The 23200-nt window shown below is 33.0% G+C and carries 14 protein-coding genes; 10 read left to right on the top strand and 4 right to left on the bottom strand.

Annotated features, from left to right (window positions below; all coding sequences use genetic code 11):
* Positions 1-122 precede the first annotated feature (122 nt).
* The 7 genes from topA to ACIQ66_RS04185 all read left to right on the top strand — a co-directional run bounded on the left by topA (position 123) and on the right by ACIQ66_RS04185 (position 9766).
* Entirely contained in the window at positions 123-2639 is a 2517-nt protein-coding gene (gene topA / locus ACIQ66_RS04215) for a type I DNA topoisomerase (protein WP_396211557.1), read from the top strand.
* Between the two features lie 3 nt (positions 2640-2642).
* On the top strand, positions 2643-3797 hold the full coding sequence (locus ACIQ66_RS04210; RefSeq protein WP_396211556.1) for a formimidoylglutamase: 1155 nt from the start codon (positions 2643-2645) through the stop codon (positions 3795-3797).
* Between the two features lie 236 nt (positions 3798-4033).
* Complete coding sequence (gene gldK, locus ACIQ66_RS04205; protein ID WP_396211555.1) at positions 4034-5443, top strand: gliding motility lipoprotein GldK; 1410 nt, start codon at positions 4034-4036, stop codon at positions 5441-5443.
* A gap of 47 nt (positions 5444-5490) precedes the next feature.
* On the top strand, positions 5491-6126 hold the full coding sequence (gene gldL / locus ACIQ66_RS04200) for a gliding motility protein GldL (protein ID WP_396211554.1): 636 nt from the start codon (positions 5491-5493) through the stop codon (positions 6124-6126).
* A 48-nt stretch (positions 6127-6174) separates the two neighbouring features.
* A complete protein-coding gene (gldM, locus tag ACIQ66_RS04195) occupies positions 6175-7713 on the top strand; it encodes a gliding motility protein GldM (RefSeq protein WP_396211553.1) in 1539 nt (512 codons plus the stop codon).
* Between the two features lie 47 nt (positions 7714-7760).
* Positions 7761-8651 (top strand): gliding motility protein GldN, encoded by an 891-nt coding sequence (gene gldN, locus ACIQ66_RS04190; protein ID WP_396211552.1) that lies wholly within the window; start codon positions 7761-7763, stop codon positions 8649-8651.
* A 68-nt stretch (positions 8652-8719) separates the two neighbouring features.
* Positions 8720-9766 carry an NAD(P)/FAD-dependent oxidoreductase gene (locus ACIQ66_RS04185; RefSeq protein WP_396211551.1) on the top strand — a complete coding sequence of 349 codons (1047 nt, stop codon included), beginning with the start codon at positions 8720-8722 and terminating at the stop codon, positions 9764-9766.
* Here the strand turns inward: ACIQ66_RS04185 and ACIQ66_RS04180 are convergent.
* A complete protein-coding gene (locus ACIQ66_RS04180; protein ID WP_396211550.1) occupies positions 9763-10140 on the bottom strand; it encodes a DUF983 domain-containing protein in 378 nt (125 codons plus the stop codon). The two genes, ACIQ66_RS04185 and ACIQ66_RS04180, sit on opposite strands and share 4 nt — an antisense overlap.
* Positions 10141-10301: 161 nt before the next feature.
* Between ACIQ66_RS04180 and ACIQ66_RS04175 the strand changes: the two genes are divergently transcribed.
* Positions 10302-12218: an ABC-F family ATP-binding cassette domain-containing protein gene (locus ACIQ66_RS04175; protein WP_396211549.1), complete on the top strand. Its 1917-nt coding sequence runs from the start codon at positions 10302-10304 to the stop codon at positions 12216-12218.
* Between the two features lie 390 nt (positions 12219-12608).
* On the opposite strand, the gene ACIQ66_RS04170 is transcribed toward ACIQ66_RS04175, so the two are convergent.
* Positions 12609-13754 carry an 8-amino-7-oxononanoate synthase gene (locus ACIQ66_RS04170; RefSeq protein WP_396211548.1) on the bottom strand — a complete coding sequence of 382 codons (1146 nt, stop codon included), beginning with the start codon at positions 13752-13754 and terminating at the stop codon, positions 12609-12611.
* A gap of 719 nt (positions 13755-14473) precedes the next feature.
* Here ACIQ66_RS04170 and ACIQ66_RS04165 point away from each other — a divergent pair.
* Positions 14474-15343, top strand: coding sequence for a Two component regulator three Y domain protein (locus ACIQ66_RS04165; RefSeq protein ID WP_396211547.1), 870 nt, complete (start codon positions 14474-14476; stop codon positions 15341-15343).
* 274 nt (positions 15344-15617) lie between these two features.
* Here ACIQ66_RS04165 and ACIQ66_RS04160 read toward each other — a convergent pair whose 3' ends face one another.
* Entirely contained in the window at positions 15618-16946 is a 1329-nt protein-coding gene (locus ACIQ66_RS04160) for a TlpA family protein disulfide reductase (RefSeq protein WP_396211546.1), read from the bottom strand.
* Positions 16946-18013 carry a helix-turn-helix domain-containing protein gene (locus tag ACIQ66_RS04155; protein WP_396211545.1) on the bottom strand — a complete coding sequence of 356 codons (1068 nt, stop codon included), beginning with the start codon at positions 18011-18013 and terminating at the stop codon, positions 16946-16948. The genes ACIQ66_RS04160 and ACIQ66_RS04155 overlap by 1 nt, the downstream gene beginning before the upstream one ends.
* Positions 18014-18533: 520 nt before the next feature.
* On the opposite strand from ACIQ66_RS04155, the gene ACIQ66_RS04150 reads away from it, so the two are divergent.
* Positions 18534-23200: FG-GAP-like repeat-containing protein (locus ACIQ66_RS04150; RefSeq protein WP_396211544.1), on the top strand; the 4667-nt coding region annotated here is incomplete at its 3' end.

The following is a 23200-nucleotide window of genomic DNA, read 5'->3' as shown; positions in this document are numbered from 1 at the left end:
TTATAAGATTATTTTAATCTCTAATAAATAAGGCTTAACTTATCGTTAAAAAACTCAAATTTTCGATTAAAAACACAATATTTAAAAAAAACTTCTACTTTTGCCGAACAAACAAATGTGATATGGCAAAGAATTTAGTTATCGTAGAGTCACCAGCAAAGGCAAAAACAATCGAAAAATTTCTTGGAAGTGATTATCAAGTAGAATCAAGTTATGGGCATATTGCCGACTTGCCTTCTAAAGAAATTGGAGTAGATGTTGCAAATGGATTTAAACCCAAATATGAAGTTTCGCCCGACAAAAAAGCGCTGGTAAGCAAATTGAAAACGTTAGCTAAAAATGCCGATATGGTTTGGTTAGCATCCGATGAGGATCGAGAAGGAGAAGCTATTTCATGGCATTTATCAGAAGAATTAAAATTAGATAAAAACAAAACCAAAAGAATTGTTTTTCACGAAATTACCAAAAATGCAATACTTAAAGCAATCGATAATCCTCGTGAAATTGATTATAATTTAGTAAACGCTCAACAAGCAAGAAGAGTTTTAGATAGATTGGTTGGATACGAATTGTCTCCTGTTTTATGGAGAAAAATTAAAGGTGGTCTTTCCGCTGGCCGAGTGCAATCGGTTTCTGTTCGACTTATTGTTGAAAGAGAACGCGAAATCCAAAATTTTAAAGCTGTAGCAAGTTATTCAGTCGTTGCAGAATTTTTAAACGAAGCAGGAAGATCATTTAAAGCTAAATTGCCAAAAAATTTCTCCACTAAAAAAGAAGCCGAAGATTTTTTAAATAAAAACATTGGTTCTATATATAAGGTAGCCGATTTAGAAACCAAACCTACCAAAAAGACACCTGCTGGTCCATTTACAACTTCTACTTTACAACAAGAAGCAGCTCGTAAATTATATTTGCCAGTTGGAATTACTATGCAGTTAGCACAACGTTTGTACGAAGCTGGTTTAATTACCTATATGAGAACTGATAGTGTCAATCTTTCCAAAGAAGCAATTGATGCAGCTCAGGCTGAAATTATTAAGTCGTATGGAAAAGAGTTCTCAAAACCAAGAACTTTTGCAAACAAAAGTAAAGGTGCTCAAGAAGCTCACGAAGCTATTCGTCCAACAGATATGTCTCGACATACAGTTAATATTGATAGAGATCAAGCTCGTTTATATGATTTAATTTGGAAAAGAACATTAGCTTCTCAAATGAGCGATGCCGAATTAGAAAGAACAAATGTTAAAATTGAAGCCAACAATCATAGCGAAGTTTTTGCGGCTTCTGGTGAAGTTATAAAGTTTGAAGGATTTCTAAAAGTTTACTTAGAAGGTCATGACGATGATGATGATGAACAAGAGGGAATGTTACCAGCCTTAAAGCTTAACGAAAAACTTCAAAACAATAATATTACTGCAACCGAGCGATATTCTAGACCAGCTTCAAGATACACTGAAGCTTCTTTGGTAAAAAAACTTGAAGAATTAGGTATTGGTCGTCCGTCAACTTATGCTCCAACTATTTCTACCATTATCAATAGAAATTATGTGGAAAAAGGAAATCTTGAAGGTCAAGAACGAAAATATACACAGTTAACATTGCAATCAGGCCAAGTTAGCGATAAAGTTCTTAAAGAAAATACTGGTTCCGATAAAGGGAAATTAGTTCCAACTGATATTGGTACAATCGTAACGGATTTTTTGGTTAAAAATTTTGAAACTATTTTAGATTATAATTTTACAGCAAAAGTTGAGCAAGATTTTGACGAAATTGCCGAAGGAAATATAGAATGGTCAAAAATGATGAATGAATTTTATTCTCATTTTCATCCAAATGTTCAAGATGTTGAAAAAAATGCAGATCGCGAAAGTGGTGAAAGAATTTTAGGGAAAGATCCAAAAACAGGAAAACAAGTTTCAGTTCGTTTAGGAAAGTTTGGGCCAATGGCTCAGATAGGAGAAGCCGAAGATGAGGATAAACAATTCGCAAGTTTACGCCAAGATCAGAATATTGGAAATATAACCTTAGAAGATGTTTTGAATTTATTTTTACTTCCAAAAAATTTGGGTGTATATAAAGGAGAAGAAATTGAAGTTAATAATGGTCGATTTGGGCCGTATGTTCGTTTTGGAAAACAATTTATTTCATTGCCAAAAGGAATGGATCCAATCGATGTGACTTTGGAAACAGCTCAAGGTTTAATTAGTGAAAAAGAACAAGCGGATGCTCCAATAGCAATTTATAAAAATGAACCTGTTCAAAAAGGGACTGGTCGTTTCGGGCCATTCATCAAATGGAACGGAATTTTCATAAATGTTAGCAAGAAATATAATTTTGATAATCTTTCACAATCAGACGTTGCCGAATTGATTGAAGATAAACTTCAAAAAAACATTGATAAAGTAATTCATAACTGGGAAGCTGAAGGAATTTTGGTTCAAAAAGCACGCTGGGGACGAAGTGAAATCACCAAAGGAAAAATCAAAATAGAACTTAGTAAAGATATTGATGCTTCTAAATTAACTTTGGCGCAAGTGCAAGAAATGATTCAGAAAAAAATGCCAGCTAAAAAAGCTCCTGCAAAAAAAGCAGCCACTAAGAAACCAGCAGCCAAAAAAACTACAGTAAAAAAGAAATAATAAATGGAATTTGATTTTCTTGAACCAATAGATACTGATTTGCTTATCGAATTAAAAAATCTTTCTTCGCAACATTTAGCGAGCAAAGTTGTTTTTCATTCGGATGAGAGTTTTCCAGATATTGATAAAGTTCAGATTGCAATTATTGGTGTTCTTGATAATAGAGGAAATAATAAGTTGAATGATGAAGTGAATTTGACTTATGTTAGAAAACAATTCTATTCGCTTTACCCAGGTAATTGGTTGTCTTCTATTGCTGATTTAGGTGATATAAATGCAGGAAATTCAATTGAAGATACTTATTATGCTTTACAAAGTATTATTTCTAAATTAATAAAGAGAAAAATTACACCTATAATAATCGGTGGCTCTCAAGATTTGACCTATTCTTTGTACAGAAGTTATGATAATTTAGATCAAATGGTAAATTTAGTTACTATTGATAATAAATTTGATTTTGGAAAACAAGAAGATACCGTTTCTGCAGAATCGTATTTGTCTAAAATTGTTATCGATGAACCAAACAATTTGTTTAATTATACAAATGTTGGTTTTCAAACTTATTATAATTCACAAGAAGAAATCGATTTGATTGAAAAAATGTTTTTCGACGCCTATAGATTAGGTGATATTTCTAATAATATAGCATTAGCTGAACCTGTTTTTAGAGATGCAGATTGTGTAAGTATAGATTTGTCTTCGGTTAAGTCATCAGATTCTGGTAATTTCAGTTTCTTTCAGCCTAATGGGTTTGACGGTAAAGAAATTTGTGCTCTAGCAAGATATTCAGGGATTAGCGATAAGGTTTCTTTGTTCGGAATCTTTAATCATAATAGTAGTGAAAAAGAAGCTGTTTTGATTTCACAAATATTATGGTACTTTATTGAAGGCTTTAATTATCGTTCAAATGAATATCCATTTGGAAGCAAAGAAAATTATTTAAGATATATTATCCCGTTTGATGAAGAAGAGTTAATATTTTATAAAAGTAATAAAACAGAAAGATGGTGGTTAGAAATTCCGCAACAAATTTCAAATTCAAACAATAAAACAAAAAAACAAGCGTTATTACCATGTTCTTATGAAGAATATTTACAGGCATGTAACCATGAATTTCCAGAAAGATGGTGGAAATTTCAAAGAAAGAATATGACATAAGTAGTTTTTAGGTATTTTATAAAATCTCAAAGTGTTTAAAGATAAGGTTTTTCAACGGCTTTTTTGTAGAATTATCGGTTTTTTTTCGCATTTTATCGATAAAATATTTTTTAGTTTTAATAATTAATTCTACTTTTGGTGCATGAAAATAAATTTATTAGAATAATTGTTTTTTTAAAAAATAATAAATAGGTTTACGCCCTCAAATTATGAATACAATAAAAACCCAAAATTATATGAAGAAATTCATTGCATTTACATTATTTTCAGCTCTTTTGGTAGGCTGCGGCGGATCAGGAGATAAAGGCGAGTTAGTAGGAGCTAAAGGAAGAAAGTGGTATCCAGAGAAGCCATTTGGTATGTCTTTGATTCCAGGAGGGTCATATATTATGGGTAAATCAGATGACGATTTGGCTAATATTGGTGATGCTCCAACTAAAACTGTTACAGTTCGTTCTTTTTATATGGATGAAACTGAAATTACTAATAGTGAGTATCGCGAGTTTGTAGAATGGGTAAAAGATTCTACCATTCGTGTTCGTTTAGCAATCATGGCTGATGAAGTTGGTGGTGGTGGTGCTACTGCGGGCGGTGGTAAAAGTGGTAAATCTACCGGAAGTATTGGGGACTTTGCATTTAATGATGCAGAACCAGAAAAAATGACACCCTATGATAAGTATATGTATGAAAACTATTATAGTATTGGCACAAGTGAAGATCCTTATGCAGGTAGAAAATTAAATAGAAAAGTAAAATTAGTTACTGATACTTCTAAATATCCGGATGCTTACTATGTTGAAGTAATGGATAGTATGTATGTGCCAATTGCTGAATCATTTAATGGCTTGAGAACTATAGATGTTTCTAAATTGAAATTCAGATACTCTTGGATGGATATTCAAGCAGCTGCAAAAGCTAAAGTTGGAAAAAGAAAAGACTTTATTAAAAATGAACAGGTTGAAGTTTATCCTGATACTACTGTTTGGGTTAAAGATTTCTCTTACTCATATAATGAACCAATGCATAATGACTATTTATGGCACCAAGCATATGGTGATTATCCTGTAGTTGGTGTTAAATGGACTCAGGCTAAAGCGTTTTGTGCTTGGAGAACTTTAAAGAAAAATACTTTTATTAAGCAAAAAACAAAAGGCAGAGACTTGATAAACACTTTCAGGTTACCAACTGAAGCAGAATGGGAATATGCTGCTAGAGGTGGTTTACAATCTGGAGCTTACCCATGGGGAGGTCCATATACAAAAAATGATAGAGGTTGCTTCTTAGCAAACTTTAAGCCAAATAGAGGTGATTATGCAGCAGATAATTCATTATATACTGTAGAGGCAAAATCATATGATCCTAATGGTTATAATTTATACAATATGGCAGGTAACGTTGCTGAGTGGACTGATTCCGCTTATGATGCAAGTGCTTATGAATATGTTTCTACTATGAATCCAAATGTTCAAGATAACAAAAATAAACGTAAAGTGGTTCGTGGAGGTTCATGGAAAGATGTTGCTTATATGCTACAGGTGAGTACAAGAGATTTCGAATACCAAGATACAGCAAGAAGTTATATTGGCTTTAGAACTGTTCAAGATTACATGGGAACAAACATTACTTCTACTAATAAAAGGAGATAATTATATTAACAAACCTAAATTAAACTAACAAAAAAATTTTTATTATTATGGCATTATTAAGCAAAAAAGCAATGAACTTTGCATACGGTATGGGAGCTGCGGTTGTAATCGTTGGAGCATTATTCAAAATTACGCACTTTGAGTTAGGTCCTTTAACAGGAACTTTAATGCTTTCTATTGGACTTCTAACTGAAGCATTAATCTTTGCTTTATCAGCGTTTGAACCTGTAGATAACGAATTAGACTGGTCATTGGTATATCCAGAATTAGCAGGTGGTGAAGCTAAAAAGAAAGCTCCAAAAGAAGATGCGCAAGGGATGCTTTCACAAAAGCTAGATGCGATGCTAAAAGAAGCTAAAATTGATAGTGAATTAATGTCAAGCTTAGGAAATAGTATAAAAAACTTTGAAGGTGTTGCAAAAGCAATCTCTCCAACGGTTGATTCTATTGCAGGACAAAGAAAATATGCTGAAGAATTATCTACAGCTGCTGCACAAATGGAATCATTAAACAGTTTATACAAAGTGCAATTAGAAAGCGCTTCAAGAAATGCTCAAATAAACAACGAAGTTGCTGAAAATAACTTGAAATTAAAAGATCAAATGCAATCATTAACATCTAACTTATCTTCATTGAATAATGTTTATGGTGGAATGCTTTCTGCAATGAGTAATAAACAATAAAATTAGTTTTTTAACTATATAAATTATTAACAAACTAATTAAGAAAAAATGGCAGGAGGAAAATTAACCCCTAGACAGAAGATGATTAACCTGATGTACTTGGTTTTCATCGCGATGTTAGCAATGAATATGTCCAAAGAAGTTTTGTCTGCTTTTGGATTGATGAATGAAAAATTTGATGCAGCTAATATATCTGCTCAAAGCACAAATGACGGTATGTTAGCCGCTTTAGTAAAAAAAGCAAGTGAAGATTCTCACTTTACCCAAGCTGCAGTTGATGCTAAAAAAGTATCTTCTTTGACTAAAAGCTTTTATGATTATGTAGGTTCTATCAAATCTGAAATCACTAAAGGTGTTGAAGTTGATAAAGAAACTGGAAAAATGCCTTATGAGTCTATGGATAAAGCGGATGTTATTGATCAGATGTTTTTTAATGGAGAAGGTTATACTCCTAAAGGAACTGAATTTATTACTAATTTTAATAAATATGTTACCGATATGAAAGCGGTAATCGGAAGTAATTCTAAATTGAATGGAGTTCTTTCAGAAATCACTACTAAATTTAAGACTACAGATGTTAAAAATAGGGAAGGTGTAGCTATTAAATATTTAGAATACCATTTTAAAGGTTTTCCTTCAATTGCCTCTCTTGCTAAGCTTACTTCATTTCAAAATGATGTTAAGAAAGCTGAAGCTGATGTTTTTAGTATTCTATTAGGTAAAGCTGCTGTTGAGGCTTCTTCTATGAAGAATTTTACCGCATTGGTTGTTCTTGACAAAAGTGCTTATTTTCAAGGAGAACAAGTTACCGGAAAAGTTGTTTTAGGAAAATATGATGAAAATACCAAACCAACCTCTTTTCAGGGTCCTGGTAAAATTGTTAACGGTCAAGCTATTATATCTATGACTGCTGGTGCTGTTGGAGAACAATCAATAAATGGTAAATTTACTTTTGTTCAAGATGGTGAGACAATTCCTTTGCCTTTTGAAGGTAAATATGTTGTTGTTCCAAGACCAAATTCTGCTACAATTTCTGCTGACAAAATGAATGTTGTTTACCGTGGTGTTGTTAACCCAATATCTGTATCTTTTGCTGGTATAGGTGAAGATAAAGTTTCTGCATCTGCGCCTGGTTTATCTCCAGCTGGTAAAAAAGGTAAGTATAATATGAGTCCAGGTGCTGGTACTGAAACAACTATTGTTGTAACTGGTAAGCTTCCAAATGGTCAAACGGTTTCTGATAAAAAAACTTTTAGAATTAAAGGTATTCCTGCACCAGCTGGAACTGTTAGAGGTGAAGATGGGGTTGTTAAAGGACCAAAGTCAAGTTTGATGGTTTCTACTGTAGGAGCAAAGATGTTAGATTTTGATTTTGAAGTTTCATTAAACGTAGTTGGTTTCAATTTTAAAATTTCTGGACAACCAACAGTTGTAGTTCAAGGAAATAAAATTAATTCACAATGTGCTGCAGTTTTATCTAAAGCTAGTAAAGGTGATCAGGTAACAATTTCTGAAATTAAAACTAAATTAGTCGGATCTACTTTAATGTTGCAAAAAACTTCTCCTGTAATTTACGAAATACAATAATAATTTAAGTTTTACGTTTACTTAAATAACTTACAAATCTTATAAAGATGAAAATTAAAAATTTAGTAATAGCTTTAACAATAACTTTTGGAAGTTTAACTACTTTCGCTCAGTCAAATTTGCTTAATGCAAAAACGCCTGACGAAATTGGTAAAAAAACAGAAGCTCAATTAAAATCTGATAATGACAATCCACTTGCTTATGGATATGTGCACGACAGAGATGTATTGATGGGGAAAACTACTTGGGAAATAATTGACCTTGATGAAAGAATCAATTTTCCTTTTTACTATCCTGTTGATAGTGCAAACATTGGTAAAGACAGACGTTCTTTATATGATGTATTGACTAAAGCTATGAAAGAAGGTAAAATTACTGAGGTATACACTGATAGTTATTTTAATTCCAAAAAATCTTTAAAAGATATCGAAGCTTCTTTAACTAAAATTGATACTACTAATCCAGGTAGAGAGCAATTAAATGCTGGTTTACCTATTTCTCCTGAATATATTGTTAAAATAGATTTGTCTGCTTATGATGTTTCAGATTATAAAATAAAAGGTTTTTGGTATTTTGATAAGCGTCAAGGTGAATTAAAATATAGACTTCTAGGTATATGTCCAGTAACCCCTGATGTTTATACTATTGGTGCTGAAGAGCAAGATTATATTGAATTATTTTGGGTTTACTTTCCATCAGCAAGAGAGGTTTTGCATAATGCGTACGCATTTAACGATAGAAATACAGCAATGCCTTTCTCTTTTGATAGATTGTTAAATTCTAGAAGATTTAATGCAGTTATTTACCAAGAAGAAAACGTGTATGGTGATAGAAGAATTGATAAGTATATGAAAGACAATGCTCAAAATCAATTACTTGAATCTGAAAGGGTTAAGAGCAAAATTCGAGATTTCGAGCAAGATATGTGGAGCTACTAGTTTCATTTAATAATAATTTACAACTCTCATTAGTTTAGGCTAATGAGAGTTTTTTATTTAGGAAATTTATGTTAGATTATATTATTGTTGGTAGTGGTTTGGCTGGATCGTCTTTTGCGGAAGTAACTTTAAATGCTAAAAAGAGGATAATTGTTTTTGAAAATAAATCACATAATTCTAGTAAAGTGGCTGCTGGTTTGTACAATCCTGTTGTTTTAAAAAGATTTACAGCAACGCCAGAAGCAAAAGAACAGCTGGATCTTTTGAATATTTTTTACAGAAATATAGAAAACAAATTGAACTGTAAATTTCTTTTTGAATTACCTGTTTTGAGAAAGTTCTTTTCAGTTGAAGAGCAAAATAACTGGTTTACAGCTTCTGATAATCCGCTATTGACTCCATTTTTAGCTGCTAATTTAGTAACTAACAAGTTTGATGGCGTTGACTCACCTTTTGATTATGGTCGGGTTTTGCATACTGGATATTTAGATTCGGCAATCTTTATTGATTCTTATAGAGAATTTCTAAAGTCGAATTCATTGCTAATTGAAGACTCTTTTGAACATGAGCAACTTCAGTTTGAAGACGATTTAATTGTATATAAAAATTACAAAGCAAAACATATTGTCTTTGCTGAAGGATTTGGAATGCATTCTAATCCATTTTTTAAATTTTTGCCTCTTGACGGAACAAAGGGTGATATTTTACTTATTAAAGCGCCTAATTTGAGTTTTGAAGTAATTATAAACGCAAGTGTTTTTATTCTTCCTATCGGTAATCATTATTTTAAAGTTGGAGCTACGTACAATTGGCATGATAAAACTACGTTACCAACTGATGAAGGCAAACAAGAGTTAGTTGCAAAATTAAAAGAAATTATCAATTGTGATTTCGAAATTATTGAGCATCTGGCAGGTATAAGACCAACTGTTCGTGATAGAAGACCACTTTTAGGAACGCATTCTGAGCATAAAAATATGCATATTCTAAACGGATTAGGAACCCGTGGCGTAATGCTAGCCCCTTATTTGGTAAAAGCACTTTTTGAAAATATTGAATTCGGAAAAGAATTAAAACCAGAAATGGATATTAAAAGATTTAAAAAGAAGAATTAATCTTTTGCTTTGTCATATGAAACAAACATGTTAATATAGGTGTTTCTAGATAGTCTCGCTATAAAAGGCATTAGAAGGATCAATCCAATAATAATTACTATAAATGATGTCACTAAACTTAAGCCTAAAAATACTTTTGAAATAATAAAGAAAGCAACGCCAAAAGCTACCGAATAACCATAACTCACATACATAGCTCCATAAAAAAAGGCAGGTTCAATCATGTATCTCATATTACAATGACTGCAAGTATCATGCATCTTGTATAAATTCTTCAGATTGTATGGGTTTTTATCCACATACATGCTTTCATTTTGACATTTAGGACAAGTTCCTGTTAAAATACTATATAATTTGGATCCTTTTTTTAACATTTGCAAAAATTTTTCTGTAAAGGTAAGTCTTTGTAGTTTTACTAATGTAACAAATATTACAATAATCAAAATAAATAAGAGTCTAGAGTTTAAATTTTTAATATGATTTTAAACTTTTAAACCCTTAAACCCTTAAACTTTTAAACTCATAAACATACTAAATGCTAAACATACATAATTTATCGATTTCTTTTGGTGGAACTTATCTTTTTGAAGAAGTAACCTTCCGAATGGGAGCAGGCGATAGAGTAGGACTTGTCGGAAAAAATGGCGCAGGAAAATCTACCATGCTTAAAATTTTAGCTGGTGATTTTAAACCAGATTCTGGGCAAATTGCAACCGAAAAAGAAGTCAGAATTGGTTTTCTTCGTCAGGATATCGACTTTGAACAAGGGCGAACTGTTCTAGAAGAGGCATACCAAGCTTTTACAGAAATTAAAGAAATTGAAAAAAAGTTAGAAGAAATTAATCATCAGTTGGTTACAAGAACCGATTATGAAAGCGAAGAATATTCCCAAATCATTGAAGATTTATCTGATTATACACATCGTTTCGAACTTCATGGCGGCTATAATTATGTTGGTGATACCGAAAAAATTCTTCTAGGTTTAGGATTTAAACGTGAAGTTTTTGATAATCAAACCGAAACTTTTTCTGGTGGATGGCGTATGCGTATTGAACTGGCTAAGTTGCTTTTGCAATCAAACGATATTTTGCTTCTTGATGAGCCAACCAATCACTTGGATATCGAAAGTATCATTTGGCTTGAAAATTTCTTGCGTAATTATCCTGGTGTCGTTGTGATAGTTTCGCACGATAAAATGTTTTTGGATAACGTAACCAACAGAACTATCGAAATTTCTCTCGGCAAAGCTTACGATTTCAACAAACCGTATTCTCAATATTTAGAATTACGTCATGAAATTCGCGAAAAACAATTGGCAACACAAAAAAATCAAGCCAAGAAAATAGAAGAAACTGAAAAGTTAATCGAGAAATTCCGTGCCAAAGCTTCCAAAGCCTCTATGGCGCAATCTTTAATTAAAAAATTAGATAAAGTAGAACGAATTGAAGTCGATGAAGACGATAATTCAGTTATGAATATCTCTTTTCCAGTTTCTAAAGTGCCAGGAAAAGTAGTTGTTGAAGCCGAAAATGTTACCAAAGCTTATGGCGATAAAGTTATCCTAAAAGATATTTCTTTGTTGGTTGAACGTGGTAGTAAAATTGCTTTTGTGGGTCAAAACGGACAAGGTAAATCAACGTTTATCAAGGCAATTGTAAACGAATTTAAATTTCAAGGTTCTATCAAGCTCGGCCACAATGTGCAAGTCGGTTATTTTGCACAAAATCAAGCCGAATATCTCGATGGCGAAATCACATTACTCGAAACCATGGAAAATGCCGCAACCGACACCAATCGTTCTAAGGTTCGCGATATGTTGGGGTCGTTTCTTTTTCGAGGTGACGATGTAGACAAAAAAGTGAAAGTTTTGTCTGGTGGAGAGCGCAACCGATTGGCTTTGTGTAAATTATTACTGCAACCTATCAATGTTTTGGTAATGGATGAGCCTACAAATCACCTAGATATAAAATCCAAAAATGTACTAAAAGCTGCCTTGCAAAAGTACGAAGGAACTCTGTTGCTGGTTTCTCACGATAGGGATTTCCTTCAAGGAATGTCAAACATTGTTTACGAATTCAAAGACCAAAAAATCAAAGAATACCTTGGCGATATCAATTATTTCTTAGAACAACGCAATCTCGAAAACATGCGCGAAGTCGAGAAAAAAGACAAATCCGATTTGTCATCCCGAGCACAGTCAAGGGAACTCAACAAAGTGTCGTACGAAGACCAGAAGAAAAGTAAGTCGCTTCAAAATCGTCTTAGCAAAATAGAAAGTCAAATTAAACAACTCGAAATCGATATACAAAACAACGATAAAGCGCTGGCTTCTAACTACGATAAACATATAGAAGACGCTAATTTCTTCATGGCTTACAACAAGAAAAAGCAAGAATTAGACAAACTCCTCGAAGACTGGGAAACCGTTCAAGAGGAAATTGACAGTTTATAGTTTTTAAGTTTTTTGCATTAGGAGCTACTCCAACTTTACATTGCAAGCTTTTCCCTGCGTTACTTTTTTTCTAACTCAAAAAGGAGCTTCCGTTGGGCGCTCTTTTTAAGCAAGAAAAAATAGCAATCCAAAGAAAAGGCTTTTCATTTCAATCTGGGCTAGTTTCTATTGCTTCTAAAAAAATTTCGTTTGTAAGTCAAAATACTTTTTTGAAATGAAAATTTACAATAAATCTAAAGAACATTTTTTATTCAATAAATCCGAAAAAAGAAATGAATAATTATTTCTTATTGTTTATTTAGGTTTTTTTTTCAATTAAAATGACTTTCTTTCGTTAGATTTAAATTAATAAAAACATATTAGAGGGTCAAATTTTTTAAAATCTATTTTTTACTTAAAAGGATTTCTTTGCTGCCAATGTAGTGTTGGCTCTAATTTTTTGAATAATTGTTTAATATATTTAGTAACAAACTTGTTGTTGTGGTATATAAAGCCAGACATATTTACAGGAATTGCACCTATTGAACTCTTAATTTCTAAAGCGGTTCTTCCAAAAATTATTTTTTTATAACCATTTTCAATTCCGTAGGCTGTCATGTTATATAGCATGTTCAAATACAACATGTTTTCTTTTTGAATTTTGGCATCGTAACCTAAAAAGTAGGTTTCTAAAACAGTTCCATTTAACAACATTGTATGAAAACCAACTAACTTTTCTTCTAAGAAATAACCATAAATCAAAAAATGTTCTAAACACTGTTTTTTCATAGTAGAAAAATGATTTTTTGACAAGAAAAAAGTGTTAAATGGCGCATTTTTAGCTACATAATGATACAAGTCATAGATGGTTTCTTCGTGCTCAATAATCTCATCAAATGATAAATTCTTCAGAACTATTCCATCAAATTTTTTGTGAGCTCGTTTGTATTGATCACGGTATTTTTTTGACAATACGGCAACATAATCTTGTTCGTTTTTCCATTTCTCATCCAAATAAAAGATCATATTTGGCTGTGTATTAAATTCATACACGTTTTTGAAAGCATGTTTCTTTAGTTCGGCCGAACATTTTTCATAAAAATCTTTAAACGAAACTAAATGAATCTTTATGTCTTTGTTCTTGAAATGGGTTGTTATTTCAGCAGCACTTTTAAGTAAAATCGAACTTAATTCTTTATAGCTAATTTCTTTGATAAAAGCATAACCATTTTGACCTGTTATCATATTATTTCCCAAAAATAAAGCGTGAGAAGCAAATTTTTTGAAAATAAAATTCCGAATAAAAGTTTTAAAACATTTGTCTCTTTCTCCAAATGATTCTAGTTTATTTAAGTCGAGATATTGTGCAAGAGCAACCCCTATTAAGGTTTCTTTTTCAAAAATTCCAATATAAAAACACTCCATATTTACAGGAGCAGAATCTTCAAGCACTTGTAAATAATGAGATTGCAGAAAAATATTTGAAATTGCAACAGCATTCCAATTTTTTGGAAGTGAAGTAACGGTATTGTAAATTTTAAATGTGAGTTGTTCCAAAATAAAAAAAATAGAACCACAAATGTAAAACCATTACTGTATAAATAAATGTTAAATTATCTCCAAGTGCAAATAATTCAGTCCATAATCATTAGCAAACAATCCAATAACCTTTAGTAATTAGAATGTATCTTTATGACTTTTGTTCAAATATATCATTTATCGAAATTACTAGAAGTATAATGAATATTCCCATAGAGCTCCATGTTTAAAATATCTTAAAGCATGATTATGAAACGCCATAAATCCTTTTTAGGCTATTTCTTCAGTATTTTCTCCAGCACATTCTAGCACGTTTACTTATTGAATTACTAATTGTGGTAACCATATTGAAAGTAGCAATGAATAGAAAATTTTATGCCTAATGATCTTCAATATAGTTGATTTTTTAGCTTTTCCTTCAAGCATTCCGGTTTCTTTCCTCCAGGTTGTGCCAAATGCTTTTGGGTTGTATCATGCAAATTCAATTAATAATGTAACTAGTTATACCACTTAACTGCAATTAAATCAAAGGCATACTAATTTAGCTTTTTGGTTAATGATGCAAACATTAAAATATTTATAAAACTATTTAATTTAATACTTTATGTAAGATAAATAATATAAATATATAAAATTTATGTATTTAATCGATTTTATTTGCTTATTAACGATTTTTCTTTGTAGTTTTACATAACCCAATTAACAAAATCCATTTATTAAATTTAAAACATACTATTATGAAAACTATCTCTACACTAGCACTTGTATTTTTTGTAGCATTCTCAATGACAGCAAAAATATCTAAAACAGAAAAAGAAGCATTATTAAAATTATATTCAACTACTAATGGTGCAAATTGGACCAATAAGTGGGATTTGAAACAAGACGTAACTTCTTGGTATGGCATCAAAATTAAAAATGATAGAGTGATTGAAATCAATCTTTCTGACAATAACCTTGTTGGCGAAATTCCAGCTTCAATTACTGATTTGACAAATTTGGCAAAATTAAACTTGTTTAAAAATCAATTATCAGGCGTTATACCATTCGAAATTGGAAATTTAACAAACTTGAGATTGTTAAATCTGTCTTTTAATCAATTAAAAGGTAAAATCCCGTTCTCTGTTGGAAATCTTAAAAATCTTCATTCTCTTGAGTTGTTTATGAATAATTTGTCTGGAAAGTTGCCAGCTGAAATTGGAAATTTAAAAAAATTAACAACATTATCTTTGCATAGCAATACTTTTGAAGGCAAGATTCCTAAATCAATTTATAATTTAAAGTCATTAAAAACACTATTATTGAATAGTAATAATTTTTCTGGAAGCCTTGATAAAGCTATAGGTGGCATGTCTTCACTAGAACACTTAAGTTTATTTGATAATAGTTTTTATGGTAATATTCCTTTTGAGTTGGAAAAGCTTACAGCTCTAAAAGAAATGAACATTTCCTATAACAACTTTGATGGATTTGTGTCTGAAAAAATGGTAAAACTTGATACACTCAAAATGACAATGGTAAATACTAGAGGTCTTGCGTTTGCTTTGCCAGTAGAATCTAAGAGTGCTACTGAAACAACAAAATCTGCATTGGCTTCAGAAGATTAACTTTATAAAGCAGGCAAAAAAATTGAGTAATACTGATATGGTAATGCTCAATTTTTTTGCTTTTATAGAATAATTTACTTCTCTGCAGTTTTATTAATTTTTCTTTATAGTATTTGTTCAAAAAACAACAAAAAACCCACCAATTTTTTTGGTGGGTTTGCTTTAGTAGCCTATCCAGACGATATCTCGAACCAATTGTTGGAAGATTATGAGCGGTTTTTGGGTTTTTTTGAGAATAAAAAACCCTAAAATAATTTTAGCTTTTTTAGATTGTTTATTTATTAATTAACTCCTCAATTGCTTTGATGTTAAATGTTTTTAGAATCACATCACCTGATTTATTTATTAAGAAGTACGAAGGATTTGAATAAGCATTAAAGTCCTCTTGGTATTTTCTTTTTGAATCTTGAGATTTTAAATTTAGCCAGGAATCCAGTTTCTTTTCGCTAATAAATTGAGTCCAATCGCTTTCGTCAGCATCATTTATAACGGCAATTAATTGAATTTTCTTTGCTGGGTATCTATTTTTTAAATTTTGAAACGAAGCACTTACTACAGGCATTTTTTCTTGGCAATGAATACAAGAGGGACTGTAAAATGCGATAAATGTAAAATCATTTTTCGGGAATACTTCGGATAATTTATAGGCAATAGTGTCTTTTGAAACCAATTCAAAATCGGGGCATTTGGTTCCGATAGGGACTTTTATATTGGTAGCATATTTATTAGAATAGCTGTTGTAATCTGCTGCGGAAAAAATATCACAAGGATTTTTATCTATATAATTTTTGTATAGATGGTTGAAGGCTTTTTCCAATTGATTGGTTTCAAAAAAGGCAAGATTAGAAATAAAATAATTTGAGAATACATCATAATTTTTAGATTTACAATCCAACCCTTTTAGCAAATTATCAATATTATCAATGTAATTTTCGGCTGTAATTGGTAGTAGGGTAACATATTTGTACAATAATTTAGTGGTGTTGGGCAGAAACAAAATACGTTTGTCTGTGCGGTCTAAAAACGTAAAATAGAAGTTTCTATAGTTTATTTTCTCTTCTAATGTGGCTGGTACTTTTTCGGCAATTTTATTTTCAGCGGCCAAATAAAGTTGTAAAATGGAATTTGGGTAACGACTTAGTAAGACATTACGTGAGTTGGTTTTTTGTTCTGGCGTTGCACTCTTGTCTAGTTGCTGGTACTCAATAAAATCTTTGTTAATGGCATTATTGCTACAAGTTATTTCTTCAATAGTGTTGGAGTTCAGATATAAATCCATTTTTATGCCGTTATCTACTGCAATTCCAACGCCATTTTTTTGGGTGCTAAACTTTAGATAGTAAATAGCGTCAATAATCTTTTTAGGCTGTTTAAAAACAACGATTTGGTTGTTGTCTGTTATCGTGAGACTATCGGTAACAAATTGTTTTTTAGTAACTCCAGAAATTAAATACAACTGTAGTTTTTGATTTTTAAGATTAGCAGTGTGAATGGATATTTGAAATCCATCTTTAACCACTTTAGTTTGCTTGTTTTTTTGCTGGGCTAAAAGAGTTGTACTTATAATTAAAGTAGCAATTAAAATAATTTGTTTAAGATGCATTATTGTTTAGTAATAATTTTAATAAATTCTAGTGGAGTGTAACCCGTTACTTCTTTAAATGTTACAAAGAAATTCGTTCTTGACGAAAATCCTGTTTTTGGCCATATTCCCTCCATTGAAACCCTTTTTAACGAGTCACTTAACAATACTTCTTTAGCATACTCAACTCGCATTTGCGTCCTTAATGTTGTAAATTTTATATCAAGTACCGAGTTTAAGCAATAATAAAGATGATGCTTCGGTACGTCTAACTGTTTGGCTAAATCGTCTAAGCTAAATTTTGGGTCAACAAAAGGTTTTTCAGTTTTTAAATAATTTAGCATTACAATAGTTAAAGCCTTCATTTCATTGTTTTCCTCTTTTTCTGTAGGGTTTAATTTTGATTTTTTCAAAATATTATTTTTCGGAACATGTATTTTTATTTTAGTCTTATCCAAAATAGGAAGTCCATATAATACAGAAGGTAAAATTAGTATAGAAATTGGGATTAGAAAAAAGGAAAAGGCAGAAATGTAGTTCATTGACATTTCGTTAATTTGTGCTCGAGTGTGCATTCGTTCATTCATAAACTTTATTATCATAAGTAAATAACTAATTCCGCTAATTACAACATTAATAGTAATAAAATACAACCAAGTTATTGTTTTGCTCTGAACCAATGTTTGGGTTTTATAAGTTTTGTTTCGGATAGTGTATTTTATTAATAATGCAAAAGAGAATAAACCATAAACTATAAGTGATATAGTTCTTGCCGGTAAATTTATAAATTGATTTCCAATGTGAAAATTTGCAATCGTATAGATAACATTTGGCGAGGTTATAATTTTATTTGCTAATGCGATCTTAAAACTCCAGGGTTTAAAATAATAATCAAAAACAGAAATAAACGCAATTAGAAACGGGAGAAAATGGATTAGTTTTTTCCATCCAAATTCAAATCTATCTTTAAGTGTTCCAGATACATAAAAATAAAGCATGGGTCCTTGAAGGTATAATATAGGCATAAAATGGGTGTAGATTATGGCAACACCTTGAGCTGATTCTGAAAAAACTATATAGTAATGCATCAAACCTGAGATGGACAACAGGAATAATAAACCACTTAAATAAAAGCTATTCTTATTTATAGAATAATTTGAATACGTTAGAATTATCGTTAAAAATAAAGTGGCAATCGAAATTGATAAAATCATAATTGAGGGGGGCATTTTATATAACAATATTACAAAATATTGTTGTATTTACCATATAATTATAATTATTAGTTAGTTCTAAATCTTTAAAAGTGAACTAAATACAATGGAATAAATTTTCTTAAAACGAACGTATTTCTAATTTTGATGCAAAATCTTTTTTGATTTAAAATCTATTCTCCTGAATTATGATTTTTTCCCAAAAATAAAGTAAACCTACATTATGAAAAACTCTTTTATTTCTATTGACTCTTTAGCTCCACAAGTAGCGGAGAAGTCTTGTCCTGTCATTTCAACGGATAGAATATAGGCATCTATAATAGTGTCGCAGAACATTGTGACAAAACCCCAATCGAAAATTTCAAAAAAAATCCCCACATTTTATACACATTCTATGAGTACCATTTTACCAACTTGTATTGCCAATTTAGTAACTACTAACCGTTCTCAAAACCCTACTATCAAAACCAGCAATGGTTTCATCAAAAATTTGATGGCAACTTTTGCATTGGGATGGTTATTGCTTGGCGCAAACATTACCGCTAATGCACAAACCAATGCCAATTGCTTTGGGCCTTATAACCCAACTCCTGCACAAGTTTGGGGGATTGCTGAGAAATTTCAGTCCAATCCTGTAATTTGGAATGGCTGTACGCCAACCGCTGCCGATTTGGATGGCGATGGGATTTCGGAAATATTAGCTACCGCTTCTGATAATTCAGGCTATTTTGTTTACAAAGGAAACGGTTCGAATAAAACCACTGCGACGAAAAAATATGTAATTGCTACCTCTAATGCTCGTTCAGTGCAACCTGCTATTGCGAACATTATTGGTGCAGCTTCTTCAGCTCCCGAAGTAGTGATGGTCAACAGTGCAGGTTTTGTTTATATTTTTGATAATGTAGCCGGAACAGAAACCAATTTTTTATTCAAATCAACTACTGCATCTCAATATACAAATCTTGTAACTCCTTACATCGTTGATATCGACGAAGATGGTACAGCCGAAATTGTATTAGGTTCAGATATCTTTGGAATTGTAAATGGTGCATTGGTTAAAAGAGTTGCTGGAACTCCTTTAAATTATATTGGAGCAACTTCCGGTTCTACAGGAACTGCTATTGATGTAGTAGTAGTAGATATTATCGCTTCCAATCCTGGGAAAGAGTTAGTGTATGGTTCTAGAGTTTACGCAGTAAATATGACTGCGGGTTCAATGACTGTATTGAAAGATTTAAGTACAATTGCTGGTTCTGGAGCAGCAGCTGGAGACAATGGTCCGACTGCCGTAGCCGATATGGATTTGGATGGCGACTTGGACATTGTGTACAATGGTTCAGTCAATGTGTACATTTGGGATCCTAATCAATCGTTGGTGTTATTCAAACGAGTTCCACCAGCATTCAACTATGGAGTGAGAGGTTTACCAATGATTGCCAATGTGTACAATGAAAAAGTAAACAATGCAAAAGCAATAGATTTACCTGAGGCTTTAATTATCAACTCTTCAGGAGCTTCGTCAGGTATTGTTACGGCTTATAACTTGAACTTTACTACCGCAACTGGAACGGCAACGCAATACATTTGGTCTTTTGCTACTAATGACATGTCAGGTTCTACAGGTATTACGGCCTTCGATTTTGATGGAAATGGAATTCGTGAAATTGTGTATCGTGATCAATCTTTACTAAGAATAATTAATGGGAATTTAGCAACGCCTGTAAATTACGCTTCTATTCCAGTCACTTCTGCTACTTGGGGAGAATACCCAATTGTAGGTGACTTTGACAATGACGGCGAAGCGGATATTGCGGTTACAGGTAACAGCATGTTACGTGTATTCAACCGTGCTGCCAATACCTTTGCTTGGAAAGATGCTCCGAGTTATTGGAACCAACGCAACTACAGAATCGTTAATATTAATCCTAATTTAACAGTGCCTACTACCGAAACGAGTGTGATAGGTTCAGCTTCGGTTAATAATAATATGGCGCAATTACAGTTTTTAGACGCGCCTGCAGGAACAACTGCGCCTTATGGAACAATTGCAGTAGCTGATGCAAGCATTACGCTTTCAACTGTGGTGGGTTCGTGTCCAGCTTTGACAATTTCAGCAACGATTACCAATAATGGCGCAGCAGCTTTACTAGCTGGAACTCCAATCGCTATTTATGATGCCAACCCAACAACGGGAACAGGTGCTATTCTAGTAGGCACTTTTGTAACAACTGCCGAAATTGCAGCTGGTGCGACTTTAAATGTGAGTATTCCAGTTACTTTGATTAATAATACAACAACAGTTTTTGCTGTAGTTAACGACAATGGAACTACTGCACGACCGTATGCTTTCGCTACTGCTTTTCCAAATTCAGGAATTTCAGAATGCGATTACACGAACAACATGGCGAGTGCTGCCGTGGTTTGTTTGGATTCTGATGCGGATGGCATTGCAAATATTGACGATCTTGACGACGATAACGACGGTGTCTTTGATGCAATCGAATCGCCTTCATGTTTCTTCTCGGCGAACAATTGGAACACCATCAACAAATCAAGTATTGCGAGTGTAACTACTGAGTTAAACATGGTAGCCGCCAATTCAAATGTAGCCGCTTTAACAGACGGATTGAATACTGCAGCTGTACAATTTGTTTCTGCAGTAGCACAATCACAATTAAATAAGGAATTGTTGAAAATTGAATTGGTGCGTCCAACGCAATTGTCAACCATTTACATCAACAAGACAACCGGTGCAGGAGCAGAAGTTTTTGGACTAACAGCCAATACGTTGAGAGTACAAGGATCAAATGACGACATCGTTTGGACAAATTTAACTCCTGCCATGACCTTGCCAGCCAATGCGACCAATGTGACCAACAATGGTGCAGTTACGTTGACAAATTCCAATAAATTTACCTTAACAACCAATTTAGCCGCTTACAAATACTACCGTATTTATGGAGTAGCTGCTGCCAATACCGGTGCAGGTATCATTTCCGAAATTTACATGGATGTGAACACTGCGCTGTACCAAGGTTCTTTGTATCCTGCAGCTACGTGTACTGCGGATATTGACAATGATACGAAATTAAACCATTTGGATTTAGATTCAGATGGAGACGGTTGTTCCGATGCCAGAGAAGCAGGAACGACGACTTCAAATACAACCAATTTTGCCTTCACAGGTACGATGGGAACCAATGGTTTAGATAATTCCTTAGAGACCGTTGCCGATAATGGCATTTACACAGGAACGTATACTTATTATTTTGCCAATACTGCATTAGTTAATGCATGTACCGATACCGATAGTGACGGTATTATGGATGTAAAAGATTTGGATGATGACAACGACGGCGTAACGGACTGTGCTGAAGGAATTACCAAACCGTTTAATTTTTCAGCTCCAGCGTTATTTACCAATAGAAATGTTGATACAGCAGGAATTGCTCAATTTTCTTCTTATCAACTAACGCCATTCTCCTCACAAATAGCGCTTCCTACTGGAGATGCGAATGGTAATATTTCGTTAGCTCTTCCTGCTGGAGTTGGTGTGAATACCAATTATAATTTAGGCTTTTCAATTCCAACCGGTATTAAAGTTTCATCTCAAGGCATTTCGATTAGTGGATTTTTAACGAATGACGAATACCACGAATTCAATGCCAATGGTGTGCGCATGATGGTCTTTGACCCAGCCAATGAATTAGATTTATGGACAGGAACGGCTTGGATAGACATGCCAGATAATTTTGCTGGAACGACCATTCGTTGGAGACCAAAATTGAATGGTACAAATTTCTACTTCTTAATACCAGAGGTGACTACTTTGAGTTGGAAATACTTTAATAACAGTGTTACCAATCAAAACGGAACGACCATTAATATTTCGCGTGCATGTATTGAGCAAGATACCGATGGCGATGGAAAACCAAATCATTTAGATTTAGATTCAGATGCTGACGGTTGTGCCGATGCTATTGAAGCCGGAAGTTCAACTACAGCAACAAGTACAACGGCGTACCCAACAGGTGCCGATGCCAATACCAATGGTTTATTAACTACTTACGAAAATACAACCGTTGGATTAGAAGGATTTACCAATTATACGTCTTCATACGATCCAGATGCTTTGTCCTACAACGTGGCGTTGTGTCGTGATTTTGACAATGATGGAATTATAGATATCGATGATGTGGATGATGACAACGACGGAATCTTAGATGTCGTAGAATCGCCTTCTTGTTTCTTCTTGAAAACAGATTGGAATCAAAAACCGAAGAGTGATTTTGTAAGCGTTTCAACAGAAGTAGCGCTTTTAGCTACTTCGAATAACATGGCAGGCTTGAGTAATGGTGCTACTGCAGCAGCCGTAACATTTGCCACAGCAGCAGCACAATTGAACAAGGAATTGTTTAAAATGACCTTCTTACGACCGGTTCAATTAGACGCGTTTTATATTAATAAAACAGGTTCAGCCAATCTTTTAGGCAATGTAACCAATAGTATAAAAATACAAGGTTCAAACGATAATACGGTTTGGACAGATTTGACAGCAGCTATTACTCCGCCGTTAAATGCAACCAACAATATTCCAGCAGGACTTACAACTGCTTTAGCCAATTCGAACAAATTTACCATTGCACAAAATGCTGCGAAATATAAATATTACCGTATTTATGGGGTTGCAGCTGCTACAACTTTAGGAGGTGTCGCATCGGAAATTTATTATGATTTAAATGCCAATTACGATGGGTCGATGTTCCAATTACCGATTTGTGAATCGGATGCCGATGGCGATGGAAAATACAATTACCTCGATTTAGACTCAGATGCTGATGGATGTAGCGATGCTTTAGAAGCAGGCGCAACAACTAGCACAACGGCTAATTTCCAATTTACAGGAACAGCAGCTAGTTTTGGAACGAATGGATTAATCAATACCTTAGAAACAGTTGCGGATAATAGCATTATTAATTACACGTCTACGCATGTCAATGCCGTTTCAAACAACATTGCGTATTGTTCGGATACGGATCAAGACGGGATTAATGATACCGA

Origin of the sequence: Flavobacterium sp., from assembly GCF_044377315.1 — a bacterium.
Lineage (GTDB): Bacteria > Bacteroidota > Bacteroidia > Flavobacteriales > Flavobacteriaceae > Flavobacterium.
This window is presented reverse-complemented; position numbering and strand designations above follow the sequence as displayed.

Bases quoted from the DNA above. Each gene is read 5' to 3' on its own strand.
- topA (WP_396211557.1), top strand. From the start codon at position 123: ATGGCAAAGAATTTAGTTATCGTAGAGTCACCAGCAAAGGCAAAAACA.
- ACIQ66_RS04210 (WP_396211556.1), top strand. From the start codon at position 2,643: ATGGAATTTGATTTTCTTGAACCAATAGATACTGATTTGCTTATCGAA.
- gldK (WP_396211555.1), top strand. From the start codon at position 4,034: ATGAAGAAATTCATTGCATTTACATTATTTTCAGCTCTTTTGGTAGGC.
- gldL (WP_396211554.1), top strand. From the start codon at position 5,491: ATGGCATTATTAAGCAAAAAAGCAATGAACTTTGCATACGGTATGGGA.
- gldM (WP_396211553.1), top strand. From the start codon at position 6,175: ATGGCAGGAGGAAAATTAACCCCTAGACAGAAGATGATTAACCTGATG.
- gldN (WP_396211552.1), top strand. From the start codon at position 7,761: ATGAAAATTAAAAATTTAGTAATAGCTTTAACAATAACTTTTGGAAGT.
- ACIQ66_RS04185 (WP_396211551.1), top strand. From the start codon at position 8,720: ATGTTAGATTATATTATTGTTGGTAGTGGTTTGGCTGGATCGTCTTTT.
- ACIQ66_RS04180 (WP_396211550.1), bottom strand. From the start codon at position 10,140: ATGTTAAAAAAAGGATCCAAATTATATAGTATTTTAACAGGAACTTGT.
- ACIQ66_RS04175 (WP_396211549.1), top strand. From the start codon at position 10,302: ATGCTAAACATACATAATTTATCGATTTCTTTTGGTGGAACTTATCTT.
- ACIQ66_RS04165 (WP_396211547.1), top strand. From the start codon at position 14,474: ATGAAAACTATCTCTACACTAGCACTTGTATTTTTTGTAGCATTCTCA.
- ACIQ66_RS04160 (WP_396211546.1), bottom strand. From the start codon at position 16,946: ATGCATCTTAAACAAATTATTTTAATTGCTACTTTAATTATAAGTACA.
- ACIQ66_RS04155 (WP_396211545.1), bottom strand. From the start codon at position 18,013: ATGCATTACTATATAGTTTTTTCAGAATCAGCTCAAGGTGTTGCCATA.